Annotated in this window: 19 protein-coding genes and 1 riboswitch; of the genes, 4 read left to right on the top strand and 15 right to left on the bottom strand. The window is 39.0% G+C overall.

The window, feature by feature from the left end; translation table 11 throughout:
- Positions 1 to 286: 286 nt before the first annotated feature.
- Positions 287 to 1,000, bottom strand: a complete 714-nt coding sequence (locus MHI18_RS17530; protein ID WP_340849215.1) for an SGNH/GDSL hydrolase family protein — start codon at positions 998 to 1,000, stop codon at positions 287 to 289.
- 156 nt (positions 1,001 to 1,156) lie between these two features.
- Between MHI18_RS17530 and MHI18_RS17525 the strand changes: the two genes are divergently transcribed.
- Complete coding sequence (locus tag MHI18_RS17525) at positions 1,157 to 1,657, top strand: GNAT family N-acetyltransferase (protein ID WP_340849211.1); 501 nt, start codon at positions 1,157 to 1,159, stop codon at positions 1,655 to 1,657.
- Positions 1,658 to 1,685: 28 nt separating this feature from the next.
- On the opposite strand, the gene MHI18_RS17520 is transcribed toward MHI18_RS17525, so the two are convergent.
- The 6 genes from MHI18_RS17520 to helD form a co-directional block, all read right to left on the bottom strand.
- The gene (locus MHI18_RS17520) at positions 1,686 to 2,423 is read right to left on the bottom strand and encodes a class I SAM-dependent DNA methyltransferase (RefSeq protein ID WP_340849209.1); all 738 of its coding nucleotides are present in this window, start codon (positions 2,421 to 2,423) and stop codon (positions 1,686 to 1,688) included.
- A gap of 106 nt (positions 2,424 to 2,529) precedes the next feature.
- The gene (locus MHI18_RS17515; protein WP_340849207.1) at positions 2,530 to 5,223 is read right to left on the bottom strand and encodes a CHASE3 domain-containing protein; all 2,694 of its coding nucleotides are present in this window, start codon (positions 5,221 to 5,223) and stop codon (positions 2,530 to 2,532) included.
- A 164-nt stretch (positions 5,224 to 5,387) separates the two neighbouring features.
- On the bottom strand, positions 5,388 to 5,561 hold the full coding sequence (locus tag MHI18_RS17510) for an aspartyl-phosphate phosphatase Spo0E family protein (protein ID WP_340849205.1): 174 nt from the start codon (positions 5,559 to 5,561) through the stop codon (positions 5,388 to 5,390).
- Between the two features lie 199 nt (positions 5,562 to 5,760).
- Positions 5,761 to 5,949 carry a Fur-regulated basic protein FbpA gene (fbpA, locus tag MHI18_RS17505; RefSeq protein WP_340849203.1) on the bottom strand — a complete coding sequence of 63 codons (189 nt, stop codon included), beginning with the start codon at positions 5,947 to 5,949 and terminating at the stop codon, positions 5,761 to 5,763.
- Positions 5,950 to 6,130: 181 nt separating this feature from the next.
- A riboswitch (SAM riboswitch) is annotated at positions 6,131 to 6,237 on the bottom strand.
- Between the two features lie 88 nt (positions 6,238 to 6,325).
- Entirely contained in the window at positions 6,326 to 7,537 is a 1,212-nt protein-coding gene (locus MHI18_RS17500) for an MFS transporter (RefSeq protein ID WP_340849201.1), read from the bottom strand.
- A 70-nt stretch (positions 7,538 to 7,607) separates the two neighbouring features.
- On the bottom strand, positions 7,608 to 9,932 hold the full coding sequence (gene helD, locus MHI18_RS17495) for an RNA polymerase recycling motor HelD (protein WP_340849199.1): 2,325 nt from the start codon (positions 9,930 to 9,932) through the stop codon (positions 7,608 to 7,610).
- 371 nt (positions 9,933 to 10,303) lie between these two features.
- Between helD and MHI18_RS17490 the strand changes: the two genes are divergently transcribed.
- Positions 10,304 to 11,788: an aldehyde dehydrogenase family protein gene (locus MHI18_RS17490; protein ID WP_340849197.1), complete on the top strand. Its 1,485-nt coding sequence runs from the start codon at positions 10,304 to 10,306 to the stop codon at positions 11,786 to 11,788.
- 42 nt (positions 11,789 to 11,830) lie between these two features.
- Here the strand turns inward: MHI18_RS17490 and MHI18_RS17485 are convergent, their stop codons facing one another.
- Together MHI18_RS17485 and MHI18_RS17480 are read right to left on the bottom strand one after the other, a co-directional pair.
- Positions 11,831 to 12,979 carry a M20 peptidase aminoacylase family protein gene (locus tag MHI18_RS17485; protein ID WP_340849195.1) on the bottom strand — a complete coding sequence of 383 codons (1,149 nt, stop codon included), beginning with the start codon at positions 12,977 to 12,979 and terminating at the stop codon, positions 11,831 to 11,833.
- 633 nt (positions 12,980 to 13,612) lie between these two features.
- Positions 13,613 to 13,816 (bottom strand): hypothetical protein, encoded by a 204-nt coding sequence (locus tag MHI18_RS17480; protein ID WP_340849193.1) that lies wholly within the window; start codon positions 13,814 to 13,816, stop codon positions 13,613 to 13,615.
- Positions 13,817 to 14,075: 259 nt separating this feature from the next.
- Between MHI18_RS17480 and MHI18_RS17475 the strand changes: the two genes are divergently transcribed.
- On the top strand, positions 14,076 to 15,308 hold the full coding sequence (locus MHI18_RS17475; RefSeq protein ID WP_340849191.1) for an aminopeptidase: 1,233 nt from the start codon (positions 14,076 to 14,078) through the stop codon (positions 15,306 to 15,308).
- Positions 15,309 to 15,363: 55 nt separating this feature from the next.
- Here MHI18_RS17475 and MHI18_RS17470 read toward each other — a convergent pair whose 3' ends face one another.
- Positions 15,364 to 16,782 (bottom strand): phospholipase D-like domain-containing protein, encoded by a 1,419-nt coding sequence (locus MHI18_RS17470; RefSeq protein ID WP_340849190.1) that lies wholly within the window; start codon positions 16,780 to 16,782, stop codon positions 15,364 to 15,366.
- Between the two features lie 330 nt (positions 16,783 to 17,112).
- Here MHI18_RS17470 and MHI18_RS17465 point away from each other — a divergent pair, with 330 nt between their 5' ends.
- A complete protein-coding gene (locus tag MHI18_RS17465) occupies positions 17,113 to 17,736 on the top strand; it encodes a DUF7010 family protein (RefSeq protein WP_340849188.1) in 624 nt (207 codons plus the stop codon).
- A gap of 33 nt (positions 17,737 to 17,769) precedes the next feature.
- Here the strand turns inward: MHI18_RS17465 and MHI18_RS17460 are convergent, their stop codons facing one another.
- From MHI18_RS17460 to MHI18_RS17440, 5 genes are all read right to left on the bottom strand, one after another.
- A complete protein-coding gene (locus MHI18_RS17460) occupies positions 17,770 to 18,357 on the bottom strand; it encodes a YdcF family protein (protein WP_340849186.1) in 588 nt (195 codons plus the stop codon).
- 81 nt (positions 18,358 to 18,438) lie between these two features.
- Positions 18,439 to 19,218, bottom strand: a complete 780-nt coding sequence (locus tag MHI18_RS17455; RefSeq protein WP_340849183.1) for a serine hydrolase — start codon at positions 19,216 to 19,218, stop codon at positions 18,439 to 18,441.
- Between the two features lie 15 nt (positions 19,219 to 19,233).
- Positions 19,234 to 20,241 carry an ABC transporter ATP-binding protein gene (locus MHI18_RS17450; RefSeq protein WP_340849181.1) on the bottom strand — a complete coding sequence of 336 codons (1,008 nt, stop codon included), beginning with the start codon at positions 20,239 to 20,241 and terminating at the stop codon, positions 19,234 to 19,236.
- Between the two features lies 1 nt (position 20,242).
- Positions 20,243 to 21,163, bottom strand: coding sequence for a C40 family peptidase (locus tag MHI18_RS17445; protein WP_340849179.1), 921 nt, complete (start codon positions 21,161 to 21,163; stop codon positions 20,243 to 20,245).
- The gene (locus tag MHI18_RS17440) at positions 21,153 to 22,256 is read right to left on the bottom strand and encodes a mandelate racemase/muconate lactonizing enzyme family protein (RefSeq protein ID WP_340849177.1); all 1,104 of its coding nucleotides are present in this window, start codon (positions 22,254 to 22,256) and stop codon (positions 21,153 to 21,155) included. The genes MHI18_RS17445 and MHI18_RS17440 overlap by 11 nt, the downstream gene beginning before the upstream one ends.
- Between the last annotated feature and the right edge of the window lie 80 nt (positions 22,257 to 22,336).

The following is a 22,336-nucleotide window of genomic DNA, read 5'->3' as shown; positions in this document are numbered from 1 at the left end:
GGGCCGAATACCTGCCTGTTTTAAGTATCATTGACCCCCCACCACCCAGACCGCAGCTGGTTTTATTTAAAATTCGTCTCTTATTGGGGAAAAGCTTATCCAATTGTACAAAAAAGAGAAAGATACACTTTTTTTAAAGATCAAAACCAGATGAAGTGCCCAAAAATGGAAGGGATGAATATTACCTATTTGAATATCCATCGATGCAGACCACCCAGGTTTTGTAAGTAAAACGTAAAAAAAATCTAGCCGCAAATGTCATGACATTTGCGGCTAGACTTTTTTGTTATGATTCACGGAAGTCATTTTTCTCTAATATGCGCTTAGTAATTAATTCATACCCTTTTTGATTAGGGTGGAGAGAATCAGAGAAATAGTCTTTTTTCGATTTGTCTTTAAATAAATCGTTCGTAGGAATATAAGTAATGCGTTCATCACTCTCTACAATATCAGCAATTGTATGATCCCAATCAATAATATGCTTTTCAATCGCGTCACGATCTTCTTGAGGATTATACAGACCAATAACTGAGATAGGTGCCTCTTTATTTTCTTTTTCTAAAATCGAGATTATTTTCTTGAAATGACTGATGTATTCTGTTTTAGCTTGCTTAATGTCCTCGTCATGAACCTGCTTCAGATCACCGCCATTAGCATTTATAAAATCATTGGTTCCGATAAAGACAATAAATTCCTCTGCCTTGTCCAGCTTTGAGTTTATTTCAAGATCATTTAGCTGCTTTAACACACCATCTGTTTCTTGTCCTGGAATACCATAATTCCAAATTTTAACTTTCGGCTTTTCTCCATCTTGATTTAACTGCTCTTCTATTCCGTCTACATAGCCTTCCTGACCCTTTTTATCACCTTTTCCATGTGTGAGAGAATCACCGAAAGCCATCACGATTCGATTTTCTTTATTATTTTCCTTTTTCTGAAATTGAAATATAACCGTACAAATAAGTACCAAAATAATTAAAAAAATTGCTGTTTTTTTCATGGGTACGCTCCTCTGTAACATGCCGATGATGTTTTTTATCTCTCTTCTATACCCTTTTTTAATAGACCAAACACTTTCTCTACCAAATTCGACTAGCCTAATTTAAATTATTCCCGTATGATATCTTTACATCAATTAAATAGGGAGCTAATATCTATGAGCATGATCCAATTTCAGCACGCAGAACTTAATGATTTGCCTCGTATTATCGAAATTTACAACTCGACAATCTCTTCGCGAATGGTTACCGCCGACTTAGACCCAATTACACCAGAGTCACGGCTCCCGTGGTTTCATGAACACAACAAAACCAACCGCCCTCTATACGTCCTATTACAAGACAAAATAATAGTAGGCTGGATTAGTTTTCAATCTTTTTATGGCAGACCTGCCTATCACGCAACTGCTGAGGTTAGTATCTATTTAGACGAAGTATGCCGCGGACAAGGTGTCGGACAACTAGCCTTAGAAAAAGCGATAAACGAATGCCCCTCGCTCGGAATTAAAAATTTGCTAGGGTTTATATTTGGTCATAACCTTCCAAGTATTCGTTTGTTTTCAAAATTCGGATTTGAGCAATGGGCTTGTTTACCTGATATTGCTGAACTTGACGGTGTTGAACGTGATCTGCTTATCCTCGGAAAAAGAATAGAGTAACCTATGGCTGGATTGGAGATATACGCTCTTATCCAGCCTTCACGCATTTCATCAGTAAAATAACAGGTACTCTCACTCTCCGAAGATATTCTTCTTCACTAGTAAAATATTTCCGCTGAGGGGTGCATTCTTTTAAGCTGGACACCCTAAACCCGCAGTCATTGACGATACGAAAATATTCCTCTGTAGTCCGGTGATATTTAATAACATCTTTCCCCATCCATTTTTCTGTTCGATCCCCCATTTTAAAATAATCATCGACTACCCAAGAACTTCTTTTCTGCTCCCCCTCTGGATGATTAATAGAAGAAGTAAGAATGGGATGCTGTACACTAAAAATGAAGTGGCCGCCTGGTTTTATTGAACGATGTATCTGTTGAACTACTTTTTGTAAATCCCCCAGATAATGAAGGGCCAATCTAGATATAACAAGATCATAGGACTCGCTAGGAAAATCCCATTCTTCCATAGAAGCCATGTGTATACGGCTATTATTAGATGTTATGGTTTGTTGTGCTTTTGCGACCATATTAACGGAACCATCTACACCTTCATAAAAGCTGCACCCGGCTTCAAGAAGTTCCTTCCCAATTTCTGCATCCCCGCATCCTAAATCCAACACCTTTTTCCCCTTTACTTCACCTATTAACTGAAGCAATACGGGTTTTTCAAGGATATTATTAGGGCTCGCTTGCCTTTGTCTCCTCATTAAATAGGTACTTAAAAAATCATCATTATCATAAACAGAAGATCCTCTATACTCCATGTTAGTTCCTCCTCAATAAAGCTCCCGTTATTTATTCGAGAAAAAAAACAAATGTCCTTTAATTACATAAAAATGCCCCGCCATCCTTTTCGATAACGGGGAATTCTTATAATAGGTCTTCACTTAACCAAACTCTAATTACTGATAATAATTGATCAAGCTGAATTGGTTTACTGATATAGTCATTTGCACCAACAGTCAAACATTTCTCTCTTTCGTTATTCATCGCTCTAGCTGTAATAGCTATTATAGGCAGAACCTCAAATTTTTTCTGTTTTCGAATCGCCTGAATGGTTTGATAACCATCCATTTCCGGCATCATAATATCCATCAGGACGATATCAATCTGGTCATCATTAGCTAGTTTCTCCAGGCTCTCCGCACCATTTGATGCTTGCTTAATTATCATTCCTTGTTTTTCCAATATTCTTGACAAAGAAAAAACATTTCGGTCATCATCATCTACTATCAGTACTGTCTTACCTGAAAAAACCTCTTGTAATGATGTCAACTGTATTGGATAATCTGCATCTAGTTCAGAAGTAGCAGCTTCTGACTCAGCTAACGTAAGATTTTCTGAAAACTCCTGTTCCATTGAAGGCAAATATAAAGTGAACGTACTTCCAACGTTCTCTTCACTAGATAGTGTAATCCATCCTCCCAATAACTCTGCCAACTCTCGAGATATGGAAAGTCCCAGTCCAGTTCCACCGTATTTTCGGAATGTAGCTCCATCTGCCTGCTGGAAGGATTCAAAGATCACTTCTTTCTTGTCTATATGAATACCGATTCCTGTATCAATAACCGAAAAAGCAAGAATAGGAATGCGGTCGGTCATTGAGCCATATTGAGAAGTTTCACCCTGGTCTGCCATTCTAATCTCAAGCTTTACCTCGCCGCTTCCAGTAAATTTGAATGCATTTGATAATAAGTTCTTTAGAATCTGCTCGATTCTTTTATCATCCGAGTAGAAAAGATCCGGCACATTGCGATGTACTTTAATAGAAAAGACAAGGCCTTTTTTATCAGCAATTGGTCTAAAGAAGTGTTCCATTTTCTCAGGAAGAGCAGTTATATTGACGTAGTCATTTTTTATGTCCATTTTTCCGGCCTCTACCTTAGACAAATCAAGAATATCATTAATTAACGTAAGTAAATCCTTACCTGAATCAAGAATTACTTTAGTATATTCTTGTTCTTCTGCTGATAACGTATTATTCTCATTATCATTTAAAAATTCAGATAGAATCAAAATACTATTAAGAGGCGTTCGTAACTCATGAGACATATTGGCAAGAAACTCCGATTTATACTGTGAACTAAGCTTTAGCTGCTCAGCATAATGTTCAAGTTCCTCTTTAGCCTGCTCTACTTCACGTGACTTTACTTCGGCAAGAAATTTTTGATGCTCTAAATCTTCATTTATAATTTTTAATTCCTCAGTCTGATTTCTTAATTCCTCAGTTTGTACTTGAAGCTCTTCCGTCATGGCTTGTGACTCACTATACAGCTGCTCAATTTCTACCCGGCTTGAGAAACTTTGGATAGAAGGTCCAAACGTTACCATTAATTCTTCTAAAAATTGCTTATCAGAAACTTGAAAAGGCTGCAAGGCTGCAAACTCCAGCACTGCTAAAGTCCGGTCTTCAAAAAGAATCGGTACAATTAAAATTTGCTTTGGCATAGACCGGCCTATTCCTGAACCGATGTTTATGTACTGATCTGGAATGTTATCAAGAATTAGCATTTCTCGATTTACTGCACATTGACCCAGTAATCCTTCGCCTGGTACAAAGGAAGACTTCCATGTTTGACGTCCTTCCCATGCGTATGAAGCAACATGCATAAATTGCTCTCTCTCAATTAAACTTGTATGTAGATACAGCGCACCATATTGTGCATTAATCAGCAAGGATACACGTTGAATAATCTGCTCTGCCAATGTTTTTACATCAGTTGTCTTCTGAGTAAGTCCAACTAAATCGCCTATATGTGATTTAATCCCATTTTGCAATTGGATATTGTCTAGTAATTGATTAGTGGATGAAGCAAGCATCCCAACTTCGTCTCTTGATTTAACCGGTATTCTTCCAGACAAATCGCTGTTGGCTGATCCAATTTCCTGAATCGATTCTGTAACTTGTTTAAGAGTTTTAGTTATTGATCTAGAAACAATCAATGAGGCAAGGACAGTAAATAACGAAACAATCAGCCAAAATATATACATAAGGATCTTCAGCAGATTGTTATTTTCTGCTATTTCATCTGTTCGTTGAGTCGTTAACTCATATTCTGTATCTTGGAAAAAAGATAGTTTGTCACGAATATCACCCATTGCCTGTTTTCCGCTGTCATTCAGAAAAAAACGGTCAATATTATCAGTTTGACCATTTTGAACAAAGCTAATTACCGGTGTCCCGGCATTATCTATCCATTTTTCAATATCTATGTATAAATCCTTTAAATTTTGCTGCTGTTCTGGGTTATCTGCCAATAAATCTGACAGCTCTGCATAAACATTATCAAAATCTTTTTTTCCATTATAATACGGCTCTAAGTATTCTTCATCATGAGTAATCACATAGCCGCGCTGACCAGATTCCATATTTAGCAAACTAGTTTCAATTTGGCTGGCTAACTCATGAACCTGTAGGTCATGTGCTACGATAAAATCTAGTTCTTTCTGAAGAGAGGAGATTCTGCTGCTCACTAAAACCAGAGCTATTCCAAGGCAAACAATAACTAAAAAATAACCTAAACTTATTTTAGAACGAATCGAAAATCTATGGTCTTTAAACATCCTAGTCCGCCTCTCAGGAATACTTTTTTCTGGCCTCCATCTTTCGCATTTCAAAAGAAATCAGTCAAAATCCTGAAATTCAATATGTTTAATTATACCACAAATAACGGATAATGGAATGAGTTGAATGAGGGATAAGTACTATAATAAATTCGAAATTTAGACTAATTCGAAGAAACGAGAGAAGATTGGTAACTCGGAGAGAAGGTGTTTAGCAAATAATCCAGCTCTTGACTTGCCTGAACAGTCAGGGTGCTTGTATAGCCGTAATCTTCTGCCAACTGTATCATTTCCTTGCGTTTTTCTTCAATGATAAGATGATAGGACATTGTTGCCATATTGAACCTCCTTTTCTTTTTTTTTACAATAATCTAATAATAAAATCATTCACAAATTAAATCAATAAGAAAAATAAAAATATTTATTTTTTCGCTAAAGCGTCTACTATTCATATTATAAATAGAAAAAAAAGAAGGTTCATTTCCTATCTCATGTGGATAGTAAGAAATGACCTCCTTTTTATTTTACTCTGCAAAGCTAGGTACTCACAGAATTAATAGTCGGTGCCGCTTCGTTGATTTTAGCAAGTGAAAATTCATCTTCAAGTACTTTTATTGTTGCATCATATAAATGCTTTTCATCAGATGTTTTATATACGCCCCGCTTAAGTAGTTCTTCTATTAACAGAGCTTTTCTGGTTTCTATTGTTTTTAATAATTCGGTCAAGCTGTTTGGCTCCTTCCAAAAACATGTATGCATATTTCTATCGTTAGACTTGGAATTACCGCTTCACTTTTTATCGCCAACGTTTATATACCATCTACATACACATTCTAAACATATTTCATGAACATTAAATATAAAAGCCCCTTCTAAAATAAGAAGAGGCTGACATTCGTATCGGCTTCTCTTATCTTTCAAGCCTAAGGCTTGTTGGATTTGGCACAGTTCCCGGGTACGGGTCTGCTGCCGAGGTATCACAGGGCCAAGTCCCTCCACCTCTCTAGATAAGAATATTAATTTATATTTATAGTTTATGATGTACTTGAGAATATATACCTTCTTTAAATAAGTGTCAAATAATTTGTTTTAAATGAGTTACTTAATCCTTGAGCACTGTATTTTTCGTTTCTTTACCAAAAATGAGTACAACAGCAGCCCCAACTACAATGGCTATAGTAAAAATGGTGAATATGATTGAGATATCTTTACCTGCTGCAACTAAATAACCGACTAAAAGCGGTCCTAAAATGCCGCCAATTCTTCCTGCAGCAGCTGCCATCCCGGAACCCGTTCCCCTGATGGAGGTGGGATACTGCTCTGGAGTGTAAGCATATAACCCGCCCCAAGCACCTAAATTAAAGAAGGAAAGCATAATACCAGATGTGAGTAACAAGGGTAGTTCCTCAGCTGTTCCAAAGAAATATGCACTGACTGCCGTACCTAATAAGTAGGTAACAAGCACGAATTTCCGTCCATATTTTTCAATAAACCATGCTGCAGTGAAATAACCCGGAAGCTGAGCCAGTGTCATGATTAATACATACTCAAAGCTCTTGATCATACTAAATCCTTTCATAACCATGACACTCGGTAGCCATAGAAACATTCCATAATAAGAAAAGACCACACAGAACCAAAGAATCCATAAAACAAGTGTCTGTTTAGCATACTCTTTAGCCCAAACACTTTTCATATTCTGTAGAATAGAAGGTTTCTGTTTTCTCTCCAATGCTGTATACCTAGGCGAATCTGGAAGATTCAAACGTAAATATAGTGCATATAAAGCCGGTACAGCACTTAAGAGCAACGCAATCCGCCATCCATACACTGGAATGATAAAATAAGATATCAATGCCGCGATTAACCACCCTGCAGCCCAAAAGCTTTCAAGAAGTACAACTACTCTTCCTCGTTTATCGGCTGAAACACTTTCAGAAACAAGCGTTGAAGCAACAGGCAGTTCCCCGCCTAATCCCATCCCAATCAGCAAGCGAAGAAGTAAAAATAACGCTAACGATGTTGTAAGGGCAGATAATCCACTGCCAATTGAAAATAACAGCAAAGTAATAATAAACACATTCTTCCGGCCAACCCGATCTGCCATAGCTCCAAATACTAAGGCACCTATTGCCATCCCAATAGAATTAACGCTTCCAATCCAGCCAACTTGTTCGGTCGTTAAACTCCATTCCTTCTGCAAGGCTACAATAATAAATGAAAGCATCCCTACATCGAGGGCATCAAACATCCAGCCAAGACCGGCAATACTCAATAATTTACGACTTGATAAAGGTTTCTTTTTCTTTGCCATATTTTCCTCCTGAGACGTTAAAACAATGCAACTTTTCCATTTTATATAAATGATAATTACAAAGTATATCTTAACACCACTTTACACCTGTATACAAGCCTTTACTCATCTCGGAGATAAACGGCGAAACAGCCCCGATGGAAATCAAGCAAAGCTCATGCATGGCTCTTGTGCACGATGTATAAAAAAGGTTTCGTTCCCTTTCTAAGTAATATCGATCCTTCGAAGCATTCAGGATAATCACCGCATCAAACTCAATGCCCTTCGCTAGATACGTCGGAATCACAAGGAGTCCATCTTCAAATTCAGACTTACCTTTACTCACTAGTTTGATCTCCAATTTACTCTTTAATTCTTTATAGACATTTTCACTTTCAGCAGCATTCTTTCCTATTAAAGCAATATTTTGAAGCCCCAGGTCTTGTAAGCGTTGAATCGCTTTTTCTAAACATAACATGTATTGCTGCTCGTCTTTGACTGTGAATACTACTGGTTTTTGACCTGGTCGATTAAAGGGCTCAATGCTTCCCCCGTCTTTTACGATTTCTCGGGTGAATTGGACGATTTCTTTAGTAGAACGGTAACTTCTTTTTAACACAACCTTCTCGGTTTCTGCTTCTGTGAAGAGTGATGTTAAGACATCTGTTCCTCCTATCATTTCACCATGAGCAACGATAGTCTGATTAGGATCTCCTAAAATGGTCATTTTGCAATGGGGGAAAAGTTTCGCTAAAAAAGCAAATTGAAAGGAAGAATAGTCCTGAGCCTCATCAATAAACAAATAACGCACCCTTGTGTTAACCTTAAAGCCTTCAAGTTGATCTTTTAAATATAAATAAGGTGTTGCATCTTCGTAGAAGAGTCTCCCCTGATCCATTTCCTCGATAGACTGTTTGCATACTAGTCCCCAATGATTTACCTCTTTCTTATGTTTCACCTCAAATAATGTTCGATAGATTGCCTCTGTATCTACAAAAGCAAACTCATTAATTTTTCTATAAAGACTCTTAAATCGTTTTTTCACTATCGCCGATGCAAGATATTGCGTTTCACTGTCTATTCCATTGAATTCATGTTCCTCAGCTTTAAGAGACTTACGATAGCTTTTAAGATATTCACCTTTATCAAGATACTGCATTTCTTCTTCTACCCAAGCCTTCTTACGTTCTTCCAGCTCTCTTTTTCTTACCTCTTTACGTATTTTATCAACAGTCAAATTCATTCTAGCAGGCAAGGATAGTTCATTACCTAGTTGATAGAAATATTGATAGATTTCTTCTGCAGAAAAGATTTTCTCCCTTCTAAAATATATCGGTTTAAAGATCATCCCAGCTTGTTTCAAAGTATTTAACAGGAAGTCAATTTCTTGTAAAAAAGTTTGTGAGGATTTAAAACGAATTCCCTCTAGTCTTGCTTCATATTCTTCATCATCAATTGAACTCAATACATATTCCATTTGCTGAAAAAGATCTTCAATGTCAAATACATCACCCAAACGCTGATTTAAATACTGCTGGAAAGTCGTTTGCTGCATATTTGCTTCACCAAGTTCAGGCAAGACACTAGATACATAACTATTAAATAGTGGATTAGGCGAAAATAATAGTAATTGTTCACTGCTAAGCTGATCCCGGAATCGATATAAAAGATAGGCTGCTCGTTGTAGTGCAGCCGATGTTTTTCCGCTGCCGGCTGCCCCATGTACAATAAGAAGTCTGCTTTTCGTATTTCTAATAATCGTATTCTGCTCTTTCTGAATGGTGGCTACAATGCTTTTCATTTGCGAATCCGCCTGTTTCCCCAAAACTTTCTGGAGCAATTCATCACCAATTGTTATCCCCGTATCAAACATACTTATAATTTCACCACTTCGGATGACAAATTGCCGTTTCAACTCCAACGTACCTGCAATTATTCCTTCAGGAGCCTCGTACCTAGCCGGTCCCACTGAATAATCATAATACACACTAGAAATAGGCGCCCTCCAGTCATAAACTAAAAATGAAGAACTTTCTTCATCATAAAAGGAACCTACCCCGATGTAGATTTGTTCGACATTTTTTTCATCCGTTTCAAGAAAATCAATCCGCCCAAAATAAGGAGTCTTCACTAAACGGTTTAACAATTTAACCTGCTCAATAGAATGTTTATGCCGCCTTTCACGTTCAGATAACAGCTCAGACTGCTGCCGGATGCTTGCATGTGTTTCTGCTGCTTCATGCGCATCTTCCAAATTCACAGTAACATCATCCCAAAAGTTTTTCTTAATCGATTTGATTTCAGAACCAGCAGTACCGAGAAGTTTCTGCAGCCGATTTGATTCGTAGTGTACCTTTCGCTTCAATTCATTCACCCTATTTTGTTCGTGAATTTTCTCTAACTCCCAGTCCGCCATCAAACCACTCCTTTTTATAAAATATATTGACATCTACTTTCCATTGATATATAATGTAAATTAGGATAAATATATATTTTTATACTTATTATTCCATTACCTATAAATGTACCATACCTAAACTTCAGATACAATATCTGTCTTTTTTTATGTCTAGTTTTCCTTCGAATCCACTTACCTCTCACCCTCATAATCCAGTCTATTTTACCCAATTCGACAATTTCCTATAGTATGTAAGAATCGTGTTGGTATTTGTTTATTGAAAACTAGTATCAATTTCGGTATGATTAACAAGGTTGAGAAAACGCTTTCATTCATTACATACAACAAGATTTACTCATCTATCCAGCTAAAATTCGAGGAGGGTATTCATGACAAATCTTACGTTAGAAGTCAATGAGAAGGTACAGCAGTTTTTAAAAGGTCCTAAGAAACTCTTTATTAATGGTAAATTCGTTGAGAGCGCCTCAGGAAAAACCTTTTCCACTCCCAACCCTGCGACAGGGGAAGTACTTGCTGATGTATATGAAGCAGATAAAGCAGATATTGATTTAGCGGTTAAAGCAGCACGGAAAGCCTTTGATGAAGGTGAATGGTCTAAAATGAGTGCTGCTTCGCGTAGTAGATTAATGTATAAGCTTGCTGATCTTATGGAAGCAAATAAAACCGAACTCGCTCAATTAGAAACACTTGATAACGGAAAGCCTATTAGTGAAACGACAAACGCAGATGTTCCGCTCGCTGTTGAACATATGAGATATTATGCTGGCTGGTCTACAAAAATCGTTGGTCAAACGATTCCTGTTGCCGGCAATTACTTTAATTACACACGTCATGAAGCAGTTGGCGTTGTTGGACAAATTATTCCGTGGAACTTCCCTTTACTCATGGCAATGTGGAAACTTGGTGCAGCACTGGCCACAGGATGTACAGTGGTTTTAAAACCTGCTGAACAAACTCCACTATCTGCTCTTTACCTGGCAGAGCTTATTCAGGAAGCCGGATTCCCTGATGGAGTCATTAATATTGTGCCAGGATTCGGTGAAACAGCTGGGCAAGCACTTGTCGATCATCCACAAGTCAATAAAATTGCCTTTACTGGTTCAACTGAAGTTGGAAAATCTATTATGCGTTCCGCGGCTTACTCTCTAAAACGGGTGACACTAGAGCTTGGCGGAAAATCACCTAATATCATTCTCCCAGATGCGGATTTCTCAAAAGCCATTCCAGGTGCATTGAACGGAGTTATGTTTAACCAAGGACAAGTTTGCTGTGCTGGTTCCCGTGTCTTTATACAGAAAAAACACTATGATAATGTCGTCGCTGATATGGCTTCCCATGCGAAGAACATTAAACAAGGTGCTGGTCTTGATCCAAACACACAAATTGGACCGCTTGTATCCCAAGAACAGCAAAATCGAGTGTTAAATTACATTGAAAAAGGCGTTAGTGAAGGTGCAGAAGTTCTCGTTGGCGGAAGCAAACCACAAGACGATGGTTACTTTGTATCACCAACAATTTTTGCTGCCGTTAATGATGAAATGACAATTGCAAAAGAAGAAATCTTTGGGCCGGTTATCGCTGCAATGCCTTATGATGATATAGATGAGGTGATTAAACGGGCAAATGAAAGTGACTATGGTCTGGCTGCGGGTCTTTGGACACGTGATATATCCAATGCCCATTATGTAGCAAGCAAGCTTCGCGCTGGTACTGTCTGGGTTAACTGCTACAATGCCTTTGATGCCGCTTCACCATTTGGCGGATACAAGCAATCAGGTATGGGTCGTGAAATGGGCTCCTACGCACTTAATAACTACACTGAAGTGAAAAGTGTGTGGATTAACTTAGGTTGATTATGATTTAATACAAAAAAAGCACGTTAACTATTCATTAAGTTAACGTGTTTTTTTTGCATTTACTTGATGAGCTTTAGCTGTATTTATAACCGTTTTTGTCAGAATTTCAATGCCCGTATACATAGCTTCACGGTTAAATATCATTTGTGGATGGTGAAGGCCCGGTGTAAGACCGCAGCCAAGTCCAAGCATCGCAGCCTGAATACCAGGCCCTTTTAACGTATAAAAGTGAAAATCTTCCCCGCCGGAAGTGACAATTGGATCAATCAATTTTTCTTTTCCAATCGTATCAATAATAGCTGATTTCATTGATTCTTTAGCCGCAGCACCTACGCGGGCTGCAGCTGTATTCCCCATTATTTCAAGCGGTATTTTTACATCATGAAGGCTTGAAAGTGAGTCTGCTATGGCTTCGATTCTGGAATAAAGTGCTTCAATGGTTTGATTGTTTTGTGCCCTGACATCGATACTAAACGCTGCCTTGCCGGGAATGATATTACCTGAACTGCCTCCTGCTAGAAATTTAGTTAATTTTGCAGAGTAAGGTACCATTGGATCAAGATGTATGCCTTGTATTTCTTGAATCAGTTTAGCCCCAATCTCTATTGCATTATGACCAAGATGCGGACGAGCACCATGAGCATCTTCACCAATAATTCTGCCTTCAATGAATCTAGAGGCACCGTGGTAGATTGCCGGTGAGGCAAACCCATCCGCCATTTCCTGTATAGGACGAAGATGAACACCATATAAGAAATTCACATCATCCATTATTCCCAAATCAATTAGTTTAAGCGCTCCGCTGCCCTTTTCTTCCGCGGGCTGAAAAATGAATTTAAAACGAATACCTGAAGGAAAACCCAGTTTCTTCATCAGAAGCATCGTCCCAATGATCATCGTCATATGTGCATCATGACCGCAGGAATGATTCGCCTTGAACTCCCCATCTACTTCCTGCCATAATGCATCAATATCCGTACGAACCGCGATGCATAAATCGCCTTTACCGACTTCTACAAATAATCCTGTACAGTCTGGAAATGTCCGCACCCTAAACCCCTTTTTATATAAATAGTCAGCTATATAGGCGGTTGTGTTATGCTCCTGCCAACCAACTTCCGGAATTTGATGTAAATGTTCAAATACATCATTTAATTCTGGTTTCAGCTGATTAATGAGATCTTTCACGCGGGACCGCCCCCCTTCTTTATTTACATTGTCTTACGGAATAATCTATGTTAGGGCAATAATCTTCTTCCCCATCGAGTTCTATCTCTCTTGTTTATCCTATTAACAAAGAGGTTTTGAGGTACATTACTTTTAACTAGTTGGCACAGATATTCTTAAAATAAGGCACCAATGAAACATCCTTAACAAAGCTGTCAATTTAGATGAAGTATTTCAAATTAGATTCTCACATTTCCAATATTTTGTAAAGAATGTAATGTTTAAAAAGTCTTGACCAGTGATATACTAATAAAGGGTATACTTTTGCTTTCGAGCATGCCGAGGCGGGCAGGAATCTTTCTTCCATAAAGGAAAAAAAATACCCTTCGCTTCTGCTTTAAAAGTCCATAAGAAAACGGAGACAGTGGCAGCTGTCTCCGTTTTCTTTTTTATAATCAACCCAATCATAGAAGAAAGCTTGCCTTATACATCCTAGCCCCGGCGAGTAAAGCGATTGACAGGTGGATAGGCAATTCCCTTCGGCGTTGCCTCTTGCATCCGTATAATTCTTGCAATCTCCTTATGAATAACAGGTTTCCAGTGAATTGAGCGACGGGAGTTTTGTATAAAAAACGTGCTGACTATTCGTACTGTCTATTTACCCAGAATTGACAACACCGGCATCATCACCGTAGGATCAATCCCTAATGAAGCGAGCAAAATAACTGCCGTGATCACAATAACTAAGAGGATAGCCGGCATCCATGCTCTAATAACCAGTGAATATCCTTCACATTTTGTTTTATAAGCCTCGGCTGCTTTTTTGGTAATACGCGGGTTCTTTTGCCTTTTCAGCATAACCGACATACCTCCTATAATGGGAAGTTGCGGGCTAGGAAACCTGTACGTTTTTATTATACCAATTTTTTACACTTATCCCCTGTGCCATTTGATTTATTTATTATTCAAAAACATACAACGAATAGTTAAAAAAGTATATTTTCCTTTAATATTCGACAAAACCATCTTATCTTAAAGGAAAACAGTTGAAAAAGTTTCTTTTTTCTGAATTTATAGCTACAATAAAATAGATGATTTTGAAAGGGGATATTTGACTATGAATCGCTTTAAAGAGAATTTAGAAAATTATGCTGAACTTGCCGTAAAAGTCGGCGTCAATGTACAGCCTGGGCAGACTCTCGTTGTCAACTCGACACTTGAAGGGGCAGAGCTTGTTCGTATTATAGTCAGAAAAGCCTATGAAATTGGCGCCCGTAACGTGATTGTGAATTGGAATGATGATATCGTTAATCGAACCAAATTTGAATTGGCTCCTGATGAAATTTTCAACGAATATCCCGAATGGCGTGCAAAAGAAACCATTGAGCTATCCGAAAATGGAGCAGCTTTCTTATCAGTCATTTCCAGCAGTCCTGACCTATTAAAAAACGTCAAAAGGGAACGGATTGCCAATTCCCAAAAAGCTTCCGGAATGGCATTGAAGAAATGGCGTCAATATATGCAATCAGACAAAATCAGCTGGTCAATCGTAGCCGTCCCATCGCAAGCTTGGGCAGATAAAGTCTTCCCAGATGAAGCAGAAGAAAATAGAATAGAAAAGCTTTGGGATGCAATCTTCACCGCTACAAGAGCTGATGTAGACCAACCAGTAGAAGCATGGAAAAAACATGATGATACACTTCATGAAAAAGTGGACTACCTAAATGAAAAAAATTATCAAAAATTGCACTATACCGCACCTGGCACTGATTTAACCATTGAACTTCCAGAAAAACATCTTTGGGTTGGCGCTGGCAGCATTAATGAAAAAGGACATTCCTTCATGGCGAATATGCCGACCGAAGAAGTGTTCACTGTTCCATTAAAAACAGGTGTAAACGGAACCGTTACGAGTACTAAACCACTTAGCTACAGTGGGAATATTATCAACCACTTCAGTATTACCTTTAAAGAGGGGCGGATTGTTGACGTCAAAGCCGAACAAGGTGAAGAAATACTTAAGCAATTGGTTGAAACTGACGAAGGCTCCCACTACCTTGGCGAAGTTGCACTAGTACCCTTCCATTCACCTATTTCTGAATCGAATATTCTATTCTACAACACCCTATTCGACGAAAACGCCTCTAACCATCTAGCTATCGGAAGCTCTTATGCTTTCTGTATTGAAGGCGGAAAAACAATGAATCAACAGGAACTTGCCGAAAATGGCCTTAACGAAAGCCTTACACATGTTGACTTCATGATCGGTTCAGCCAAAATGAACATCGACGGTATCAAACCCGACGGATCAAGCGAACCTGTCTTCCGTAATGGGGATTGGGCGTTTTAACAAACAAAACAAACCAGCTGCTGTTTCTACCTAGAAACAGCAGCTGGTTTATTTATTAAATAAGTCTTCTCCAAAATATTGTGATTTTCGAAAGGGCATGCAGGAAGGTTCCCTTTATAATAGGTTCTTTTTCTTTTCGTTCTTCGGCTGACTCAATGTATTGTTTGTTTTCTGCCACAAGGAGACTGTTGGTTATTTTCTTTTCTATGGCCTTAGTCAGCTGTTCTGCAAATACTGAGCTGTCAATTAAGACCATGGAGTCGGTATTTAAAAAGGCTGAGCGTGAGTCTAGATTAAATGACCCGACAGCACTTAAGTTCTGGTCATAGACAATTGATTTTCCGTGTATGGAATACGGTTTTTGATACTCATATAGCTTTACGTCTGTTTGTACGATGTCATCTCTCGTTTCAAGGTAGCCGGAAAAGGCCATGATATTAGGCGTTGATTTAACAGAGTTCGTGAGAATCGTCCATTCCGCTGAAGAATTTGTTATTTGTGGTATAACCTTTTTCATTGGCTTAGTGGGAATGATATAGGGACTTTGTATGATGACCGATTTTTGTGCTCTTTCTGCAAGGATGCTAAGTGTTTGCCAGACAATCGGTTGCTTATGGAAACGTTCAATCGGATTATGTATAAATGACACATGATTGGCTTTTATACTCGATTTTTCCCAATTAATAGATGAGCTGACAAATTTCTTTTTTTCACTAACAGCTTCTTTGTAGGTATTTGTTAACGCCGCACTGCTTTGCTTCCCTTTTTTTATTTGCCGTTTCGAAAGATCAGAAAATGGTTTATCGGTAAATGGATGACTCCATAAATCACTCATATACCTGTGCATTTGAACAATAACACTTTCTGTATCCTGTTTAGCATTATAAATAAGTAAGTCGCGGTCATAAACAAAATCTTCAGGAGGTTTCTTTGCTAAATATTTATCCCCTATATTTCTGCCGCCAATGATACTTAGCTTCTGATCAACAGTCATAATTTTATCATGGAGACGGTTATGCCAAGTCCAAGGCCTCAAGAGATCAACTGATTCATAATACCTTAGTTCAATGTTTTTGTGTGAGGCCAGAGCATAACGGGCATCGCTCATTTTGCCTCTTAGTCCATGACAGATCCCATCCAATAAAACGCGAATGCGGACACCTCGATCAGCTGCATCCAAAAGAGCTCCAAGAAATAACTCTGTTGTTTCCCCTTTTCCCAATGAATAATAGGCAATATCAATAGATTGATCAGCTTCTTTAATCATTTGAATACGGACTTTGCCTGAATCATAACCATTTTCAAGAAGCAAGACTCGATCCGTCGAATCCTTACCTAAAAATGATGGCACATTTTTTAGTTGTGCTTCTTTTTCAATAGGAATATAAAAGATTGCCACAGCAGTTACACATACGTAAAACACATAGATAAGCAAAACCAAGAGGAAGACTTTACTCAGTTTTTTTACGGACATAGCTGATTCCTCTCTTAGCGAATTTTACCTTACTATTTGTTTTAAGCACTCACTCTATACCTTCAATAGCATTACTCTTTTCCCTGTTCATCCTCTTCTACATTTTCACGAATATTTTTTGAGACTGAGCACTTTGTTGTTCTTAACGCCTATAACCTACTTAACCCTGCATCCCATTGAGGAAGTGAAACGCCAAAATAGATAAAAAGGTATTTAACTTAAAATAAAGTCATAAATAATAAAGCTGGTTAACTTTTATTTAGTTCGGAGTGCACTAGGCCTTTATAGGGTCATAATGAACTATTCTTGGTTTGAAAGGTGGTTTCATTTGTGACACAATCATCAAAAACGATTACTGCTTCTGCTTTACGCGGAACGGCATCTGGGGTAATTTTCATGGCGGTTTTCGGTACTCTTTGGGCGTACACAGGAATTATGGGATTAGAAGGCTTGGGAGGGCCATTATTGTTACTTATTGCTGCGGCCATCGGTATAGCACTACTCAGCTGCGGAGTCTCATTAATCCGAGCAACGCGGGAATTGACGAATCAGGTCTCAAGAGATGACCTAAGGCACGAGAAGCGTAGAATGGTTTGGTTTAACGTTATTTTTGCCGCAGAGGGTTTGGCCATAGCAATCACGATTGCTATCAGTAATGTTACTCATCACACTGAACTTATCCCGGTTATAATAGCTATCATTGTCGGTGTTCATTTTCTCCCGCTGGCTTCTCTATTCCACGTCAAACTCTATTATGTTACAGGCGCATTGCTTTGTTTACTGGCGATTAGTACATGGCTGTTTTTACCTGAAAAAATTTCACTCGGGGAGCATCAAATTCATACATTTATGTCTGTGGTTGGGTTGGGCTCTGCCTTAATTCTGTGGGGTACTAGTCTTGCAATTTGGCTGATGGGCAGAAGCTTAAAGTATCCTACAAAAAATGAAAGGTAATATTGTGATCTTTTAGTGGGTTAACTCGAATACTTACTTAAAAAGACTCCATAGATAAAACTTAGTAATAGCCATGTATTCCCGTACGTATGTTTTAACTAGTATGACCTCTGGTGTTTTTGCTGGGATACCGCCCATTTCCAAGTCATATTGCTCGGCTATTTTTATCGCACGATAAATATGAAAATCATTCGTAACGAGTAACCCTTTTTCTTTATCAGCAGGGATTAGCTGTTTTGAAAAATGAATGTTTTCATCTGTTGTTGTCGATCGGTCTTCAAGAATAATTCGACTAGTCGCAATGCCTTGTGCGATTAAATCTGTTTGCATCGCCTCTGCCTCCGTTATATCCTCTCCAGGACCTTTGCCGCCTGACACAATAACAATCGTCTTTGGATTATCCTTAAGATAGTCTGCAGCTTCATCAATTCGATGCTTTAGTGCAAGGGATGGCACGGTTCCTTTTACTCTTGCTCCGAGTATGATCAGGTAATCGGCTCCCTTTGAAACTTCACGATGACTATATGTATAGATTTTTGTATGTAAAAATGCTGTATATACGGAGCCTGCTAAAATGACAGCGATCAGTATTTTCATTCCCGTTCTTTTTTTCACCTTCATCCTTAGTATTCTCCTTATCTCGTTTTGTAATAATATACCATAAAAAAACAGTGCATTCGGATGAATGGCACTGTTTTTTTATCATTCCACTAAGTCATCATAAATCAATTTACCGATTTGGCTGATGAGTTGGCGGCTTTCTTCATTTGAAGAAATCTGGTCAGTAAGAATGGCCGCGTAGACCGTTTCTGATTTGTAGCTAATAATAGCGGCATCGTGAGAAACACCGTCAAGGGAACCGGTCTTATTTGCGATCTTCACTTTGTTCCCCATCATGGCAGGCAGTTTGTCGCAAAACTGCTGTTTTCCCATGATCTCTAGGATTTGCTGTCTGCTTGACGAAAGCAGCTCTCCACCCTTATGAATTGCTTTGAGACAGGTAACCATATCTGCTGCCGAGGTAATGTTTTCACGGCCGTCTGCTGCCGCCTGAAGATCCATCATTCGCCTTTGCAGCATAGTATTTTTCATCCCTAGGTCGTCCATGCACGTATTAATGTTATCCATTCCTAGTAAGCTGATCAGCATGTTCGTTGCCGTGTTATCTGAGACAATGGTCATGAGAACCAGCAAGTCTTTAACTGTTAAATGAAGTGAATTAGATAGGGCAGACAACACTCCAGATCCACCTGCCACATCCCCTTGAATAAAGGGAACATGTTGAGTAAAAGAAATTTTGTTTTTTTCTACTTGCCGAAAGCCTTCCACAAGCATTGGGATTTTGATTAGACTCGCAGATTGATAGATATCATGACTGTTGTATTCGATGACTTGTTCGGCTTTTTCAATTTTATAGCTGATCCTGCCGTCGAATTGCTGAACTAATTCGATTATATCTTTTTCAATAGTCGGTAACGACATCTAGTCCCCTTCTTTCTACTTGCTTACAGCTACTGTGCTGAAGTCACCTTGAGAATATTTTTTATTATATAAATGACAGGCTACAAAATGTCCCGTTTCAATTTCCTGCCACTCCGGCTTATGCGCAGCACACGTATCCATTGCATATGGACAACGAGTCCGAAAAACACATCCACTTGGAGGATCAACTGGACTTGGCAATTCTCCTTCTAGGATAATCCGCTCTCTTTGATCTTCGATATCTGGATCAGGTATCGGTATAGCCGACAGCAGCGCTTTTGTATATGGATGAAGGGGCTCTTTATATAGTTGGCGGCTGTCCGTCAGCTCTACGATATGTCCTAGGTACATAACGGCAATTCTACTTGAAATCTGTTTAACCATCGACAAATCATGCGCTATGAAGAGATAGGTCAACCCTTTCTCCTTTTGGAGACGTTTTAGCAGGTTAACCACCTGTGCCTGAACAGATACATCTAGTGCTGATATGGGTTCGTCGGCGATGATAAATTCGGGATTTAATGCAAGCGCTCGGGCTATCCCGATTCGTTGCCTTTGACCACCGCTGAACTCATGCGGATAACGGTCTGCATGGTCACGATTTAACCCCACATCCTCAAGAAGCTCCTGCACCCTCTCCAATCGTTCTTTTTTATCCGGATATAATCCATGAACCTCCATTGGTTCGGAGATTATTTCCCTGACAGTTGAACGAGGATTCAAGGAAGCATAAGGATCTTGAAAAATCATCTGCATATTGCGATAAAATGAAAATCGTTCTTTTTCATTCATATTATGGATATTTTTCCCTTTAAAAATAACTTCCCCGTCCGTTTGATCATAAAGCCCGATAATCGTCCGCCCTGCCGTGGATTTACCACAGCCAGATTCTCCAACAACGCCAAAGGTTTCTCCCTTTAATACTTTAAAAGATATTCCATCGACCGCTTTTAATGTTTCTCCTTTACCTAAAGAAAAATGTTTTTTTAAGTTTTTTACTTCTAACAGCACTTGATCTTCCATTCTATTCCTCCGTCCCAGTCCAATAACGGCAGGCCCCGCAAAGCTCTTTTTCATAAATGGTTCCTGCAAGATCGATAATTTCGATACTTCGCCCCGTATTGGGTGAATGCAGCAATTTGCCCTCACCGTAATATAGACCAACATGATGTAGTGTTCCTTTTCCTTCTTCATATGCGAAGAACAATAAATCTCCAGGTTCTATGTGTTCAAGATTTACCTGCAATCCTTGTGTAAATTGATCGTCTGCATCGCGTGGAATCACGTACCCATTCGCTTTGCACATACTAAACGTGAATCCAGAGCAATCATAGCCATAACTGCTGGTTCCGCCCCATAAATAAGGAAGACCTAGAAATCTCTCACCGCTGTTAATAATTTGCTGCCCCAAACCCATAGGTCTCTTTGCGAGTGAAGATAGAATTTCTACGTCACTGGCTTTCAAAATCCCCGTTCCTACTGGTAATTGAACAACGATCTCATCCTGTTTTTCTTCTAGAATAGGAAGTACTGTTTGATAACTAACCTTCATCATTTCCGTGTCATCTTCCAAATAGATAACGATTTGCTTACTACTTACTACCGCCACCATCTCGTCAAGATTCCAATCGCTTACCTCCGTTAATTGGATACTTGGAATCCAGCCTGGGTAACCACGAGGATGCTTTTTTGTGGGCTGCCCTAGAAGAATGATCTCTGACCAACCATCTATTTCATGGATAACGTCCACTTCTTCGCCGATTAGTGCTTGTGTTTGTAAAAGGTTTTGGTCACATAGCGCCAGCCTATCGTCATAAGTCATTTCGTCGAGCCACTCTTCCAGGAATGCAGGATTAGAAATTGTTTGACTGTCAATATCCCTCACACTCTCCGGATTTGTCCAAATACTCGCAACTGGCACATTGATGATATACTTAGTTCCCATCCCCTGCACCTCCAGTAAGATCAACGTTTTTAATGCCTAATCCACGACTTTCGCTTATACGAATGTTTCTTCCTTGGTAGATTATCCCTCCATTAATTATGTCTTTCGACAGCATTAATGGTGCGTCAAAATCATAGCGCGTTATGTTTTTTTTGCTAGCTGCGAAATGAGCCGCTGCACTAATACCAAGCTTTGTTTCAATCATACTTCCCATCATGCATTCGACACCGCATACTTCTGCCATACTATTAATGGCTTGAGCTTGATGGATGCCACCTGCTTTCATCAGCTTAATGTTAATTAAATCGGCACTTCTCGTTTTCAATACTTCGAACGCCTGTTTAGGTGTGAAAACAGCTTCATCAGCCATAATCAGTGTATCGACAGCATCTGTTACCTGCTTCATTCCCTGTATATCCCATGCTTTAACAGGCTGCTCAACGAGTTCAATTTGTAAATCGAGATCCTCCATTTTTCGGATGACTCGAATAGCTTCTTTAGGCTCCCAGCCTTGATTCGCATCGAGTCTAATCACGACATCTTTACCAATCTGTTCTCTGATGGCTGAAATCCGCTCAATATCTGTTGAACTATCATCTTTTCCGACTTTAATTTTCAATACATTGAAGCCTTGCTGAATGTACGAAACAGCATCTTCAGCCATTTCTTGAGGACTATTTACACTGACAGTATAGTCCGTTTCCAGTTTGTCACGGTAGCCGCCTAAAAATTGATAGAGCGGCATTTTAGCATGCTGTGATACACAATCATAAACCGCCATATCTACCGAAGCTTTTGCACTTGAATGACCCACAATACTTGCATTCATTTCCCGGAAAATATCTTCATAATTCGACAAACTTCTTCCTATTAAAACAGGTTTGATAACCATTTGAATAGTTGTCTCGATACTTTGTAAACTATCTCCTGTAATGACAAGCGTCGGCGGTGCTTCTCCCCATCCAATCACGCCAGTATCACAGATGATTTTCACATATATAGCTTCAGCTGTATGAACTGTCCGTAAGGCGGTTTTAAATGGTTTTTTTAAAGGAACAGCAATCCTAAACGTATCCATTTGGACAATTTTCATATGATGACCTTCCTTCTCTGGATTGAAATTAGACTGAAATCCTCCAAATTCCCGTCTGCGTGTAATAACTACCCCACGCA

The sequence above is a fragment of the Peribacillus sp. FSL H8-0477 genome, assembly GCF_038002765.1.
GTDB lineage: Bacteria > Bacillota > Bacilli > Bacillales > DSM-1321 > Peribacillus.
The sequence above is the reverse complement of the archived record's forward strand: the minus strand, read 5'-3'. Positions and strand labels throughout refer to the sequence as shown.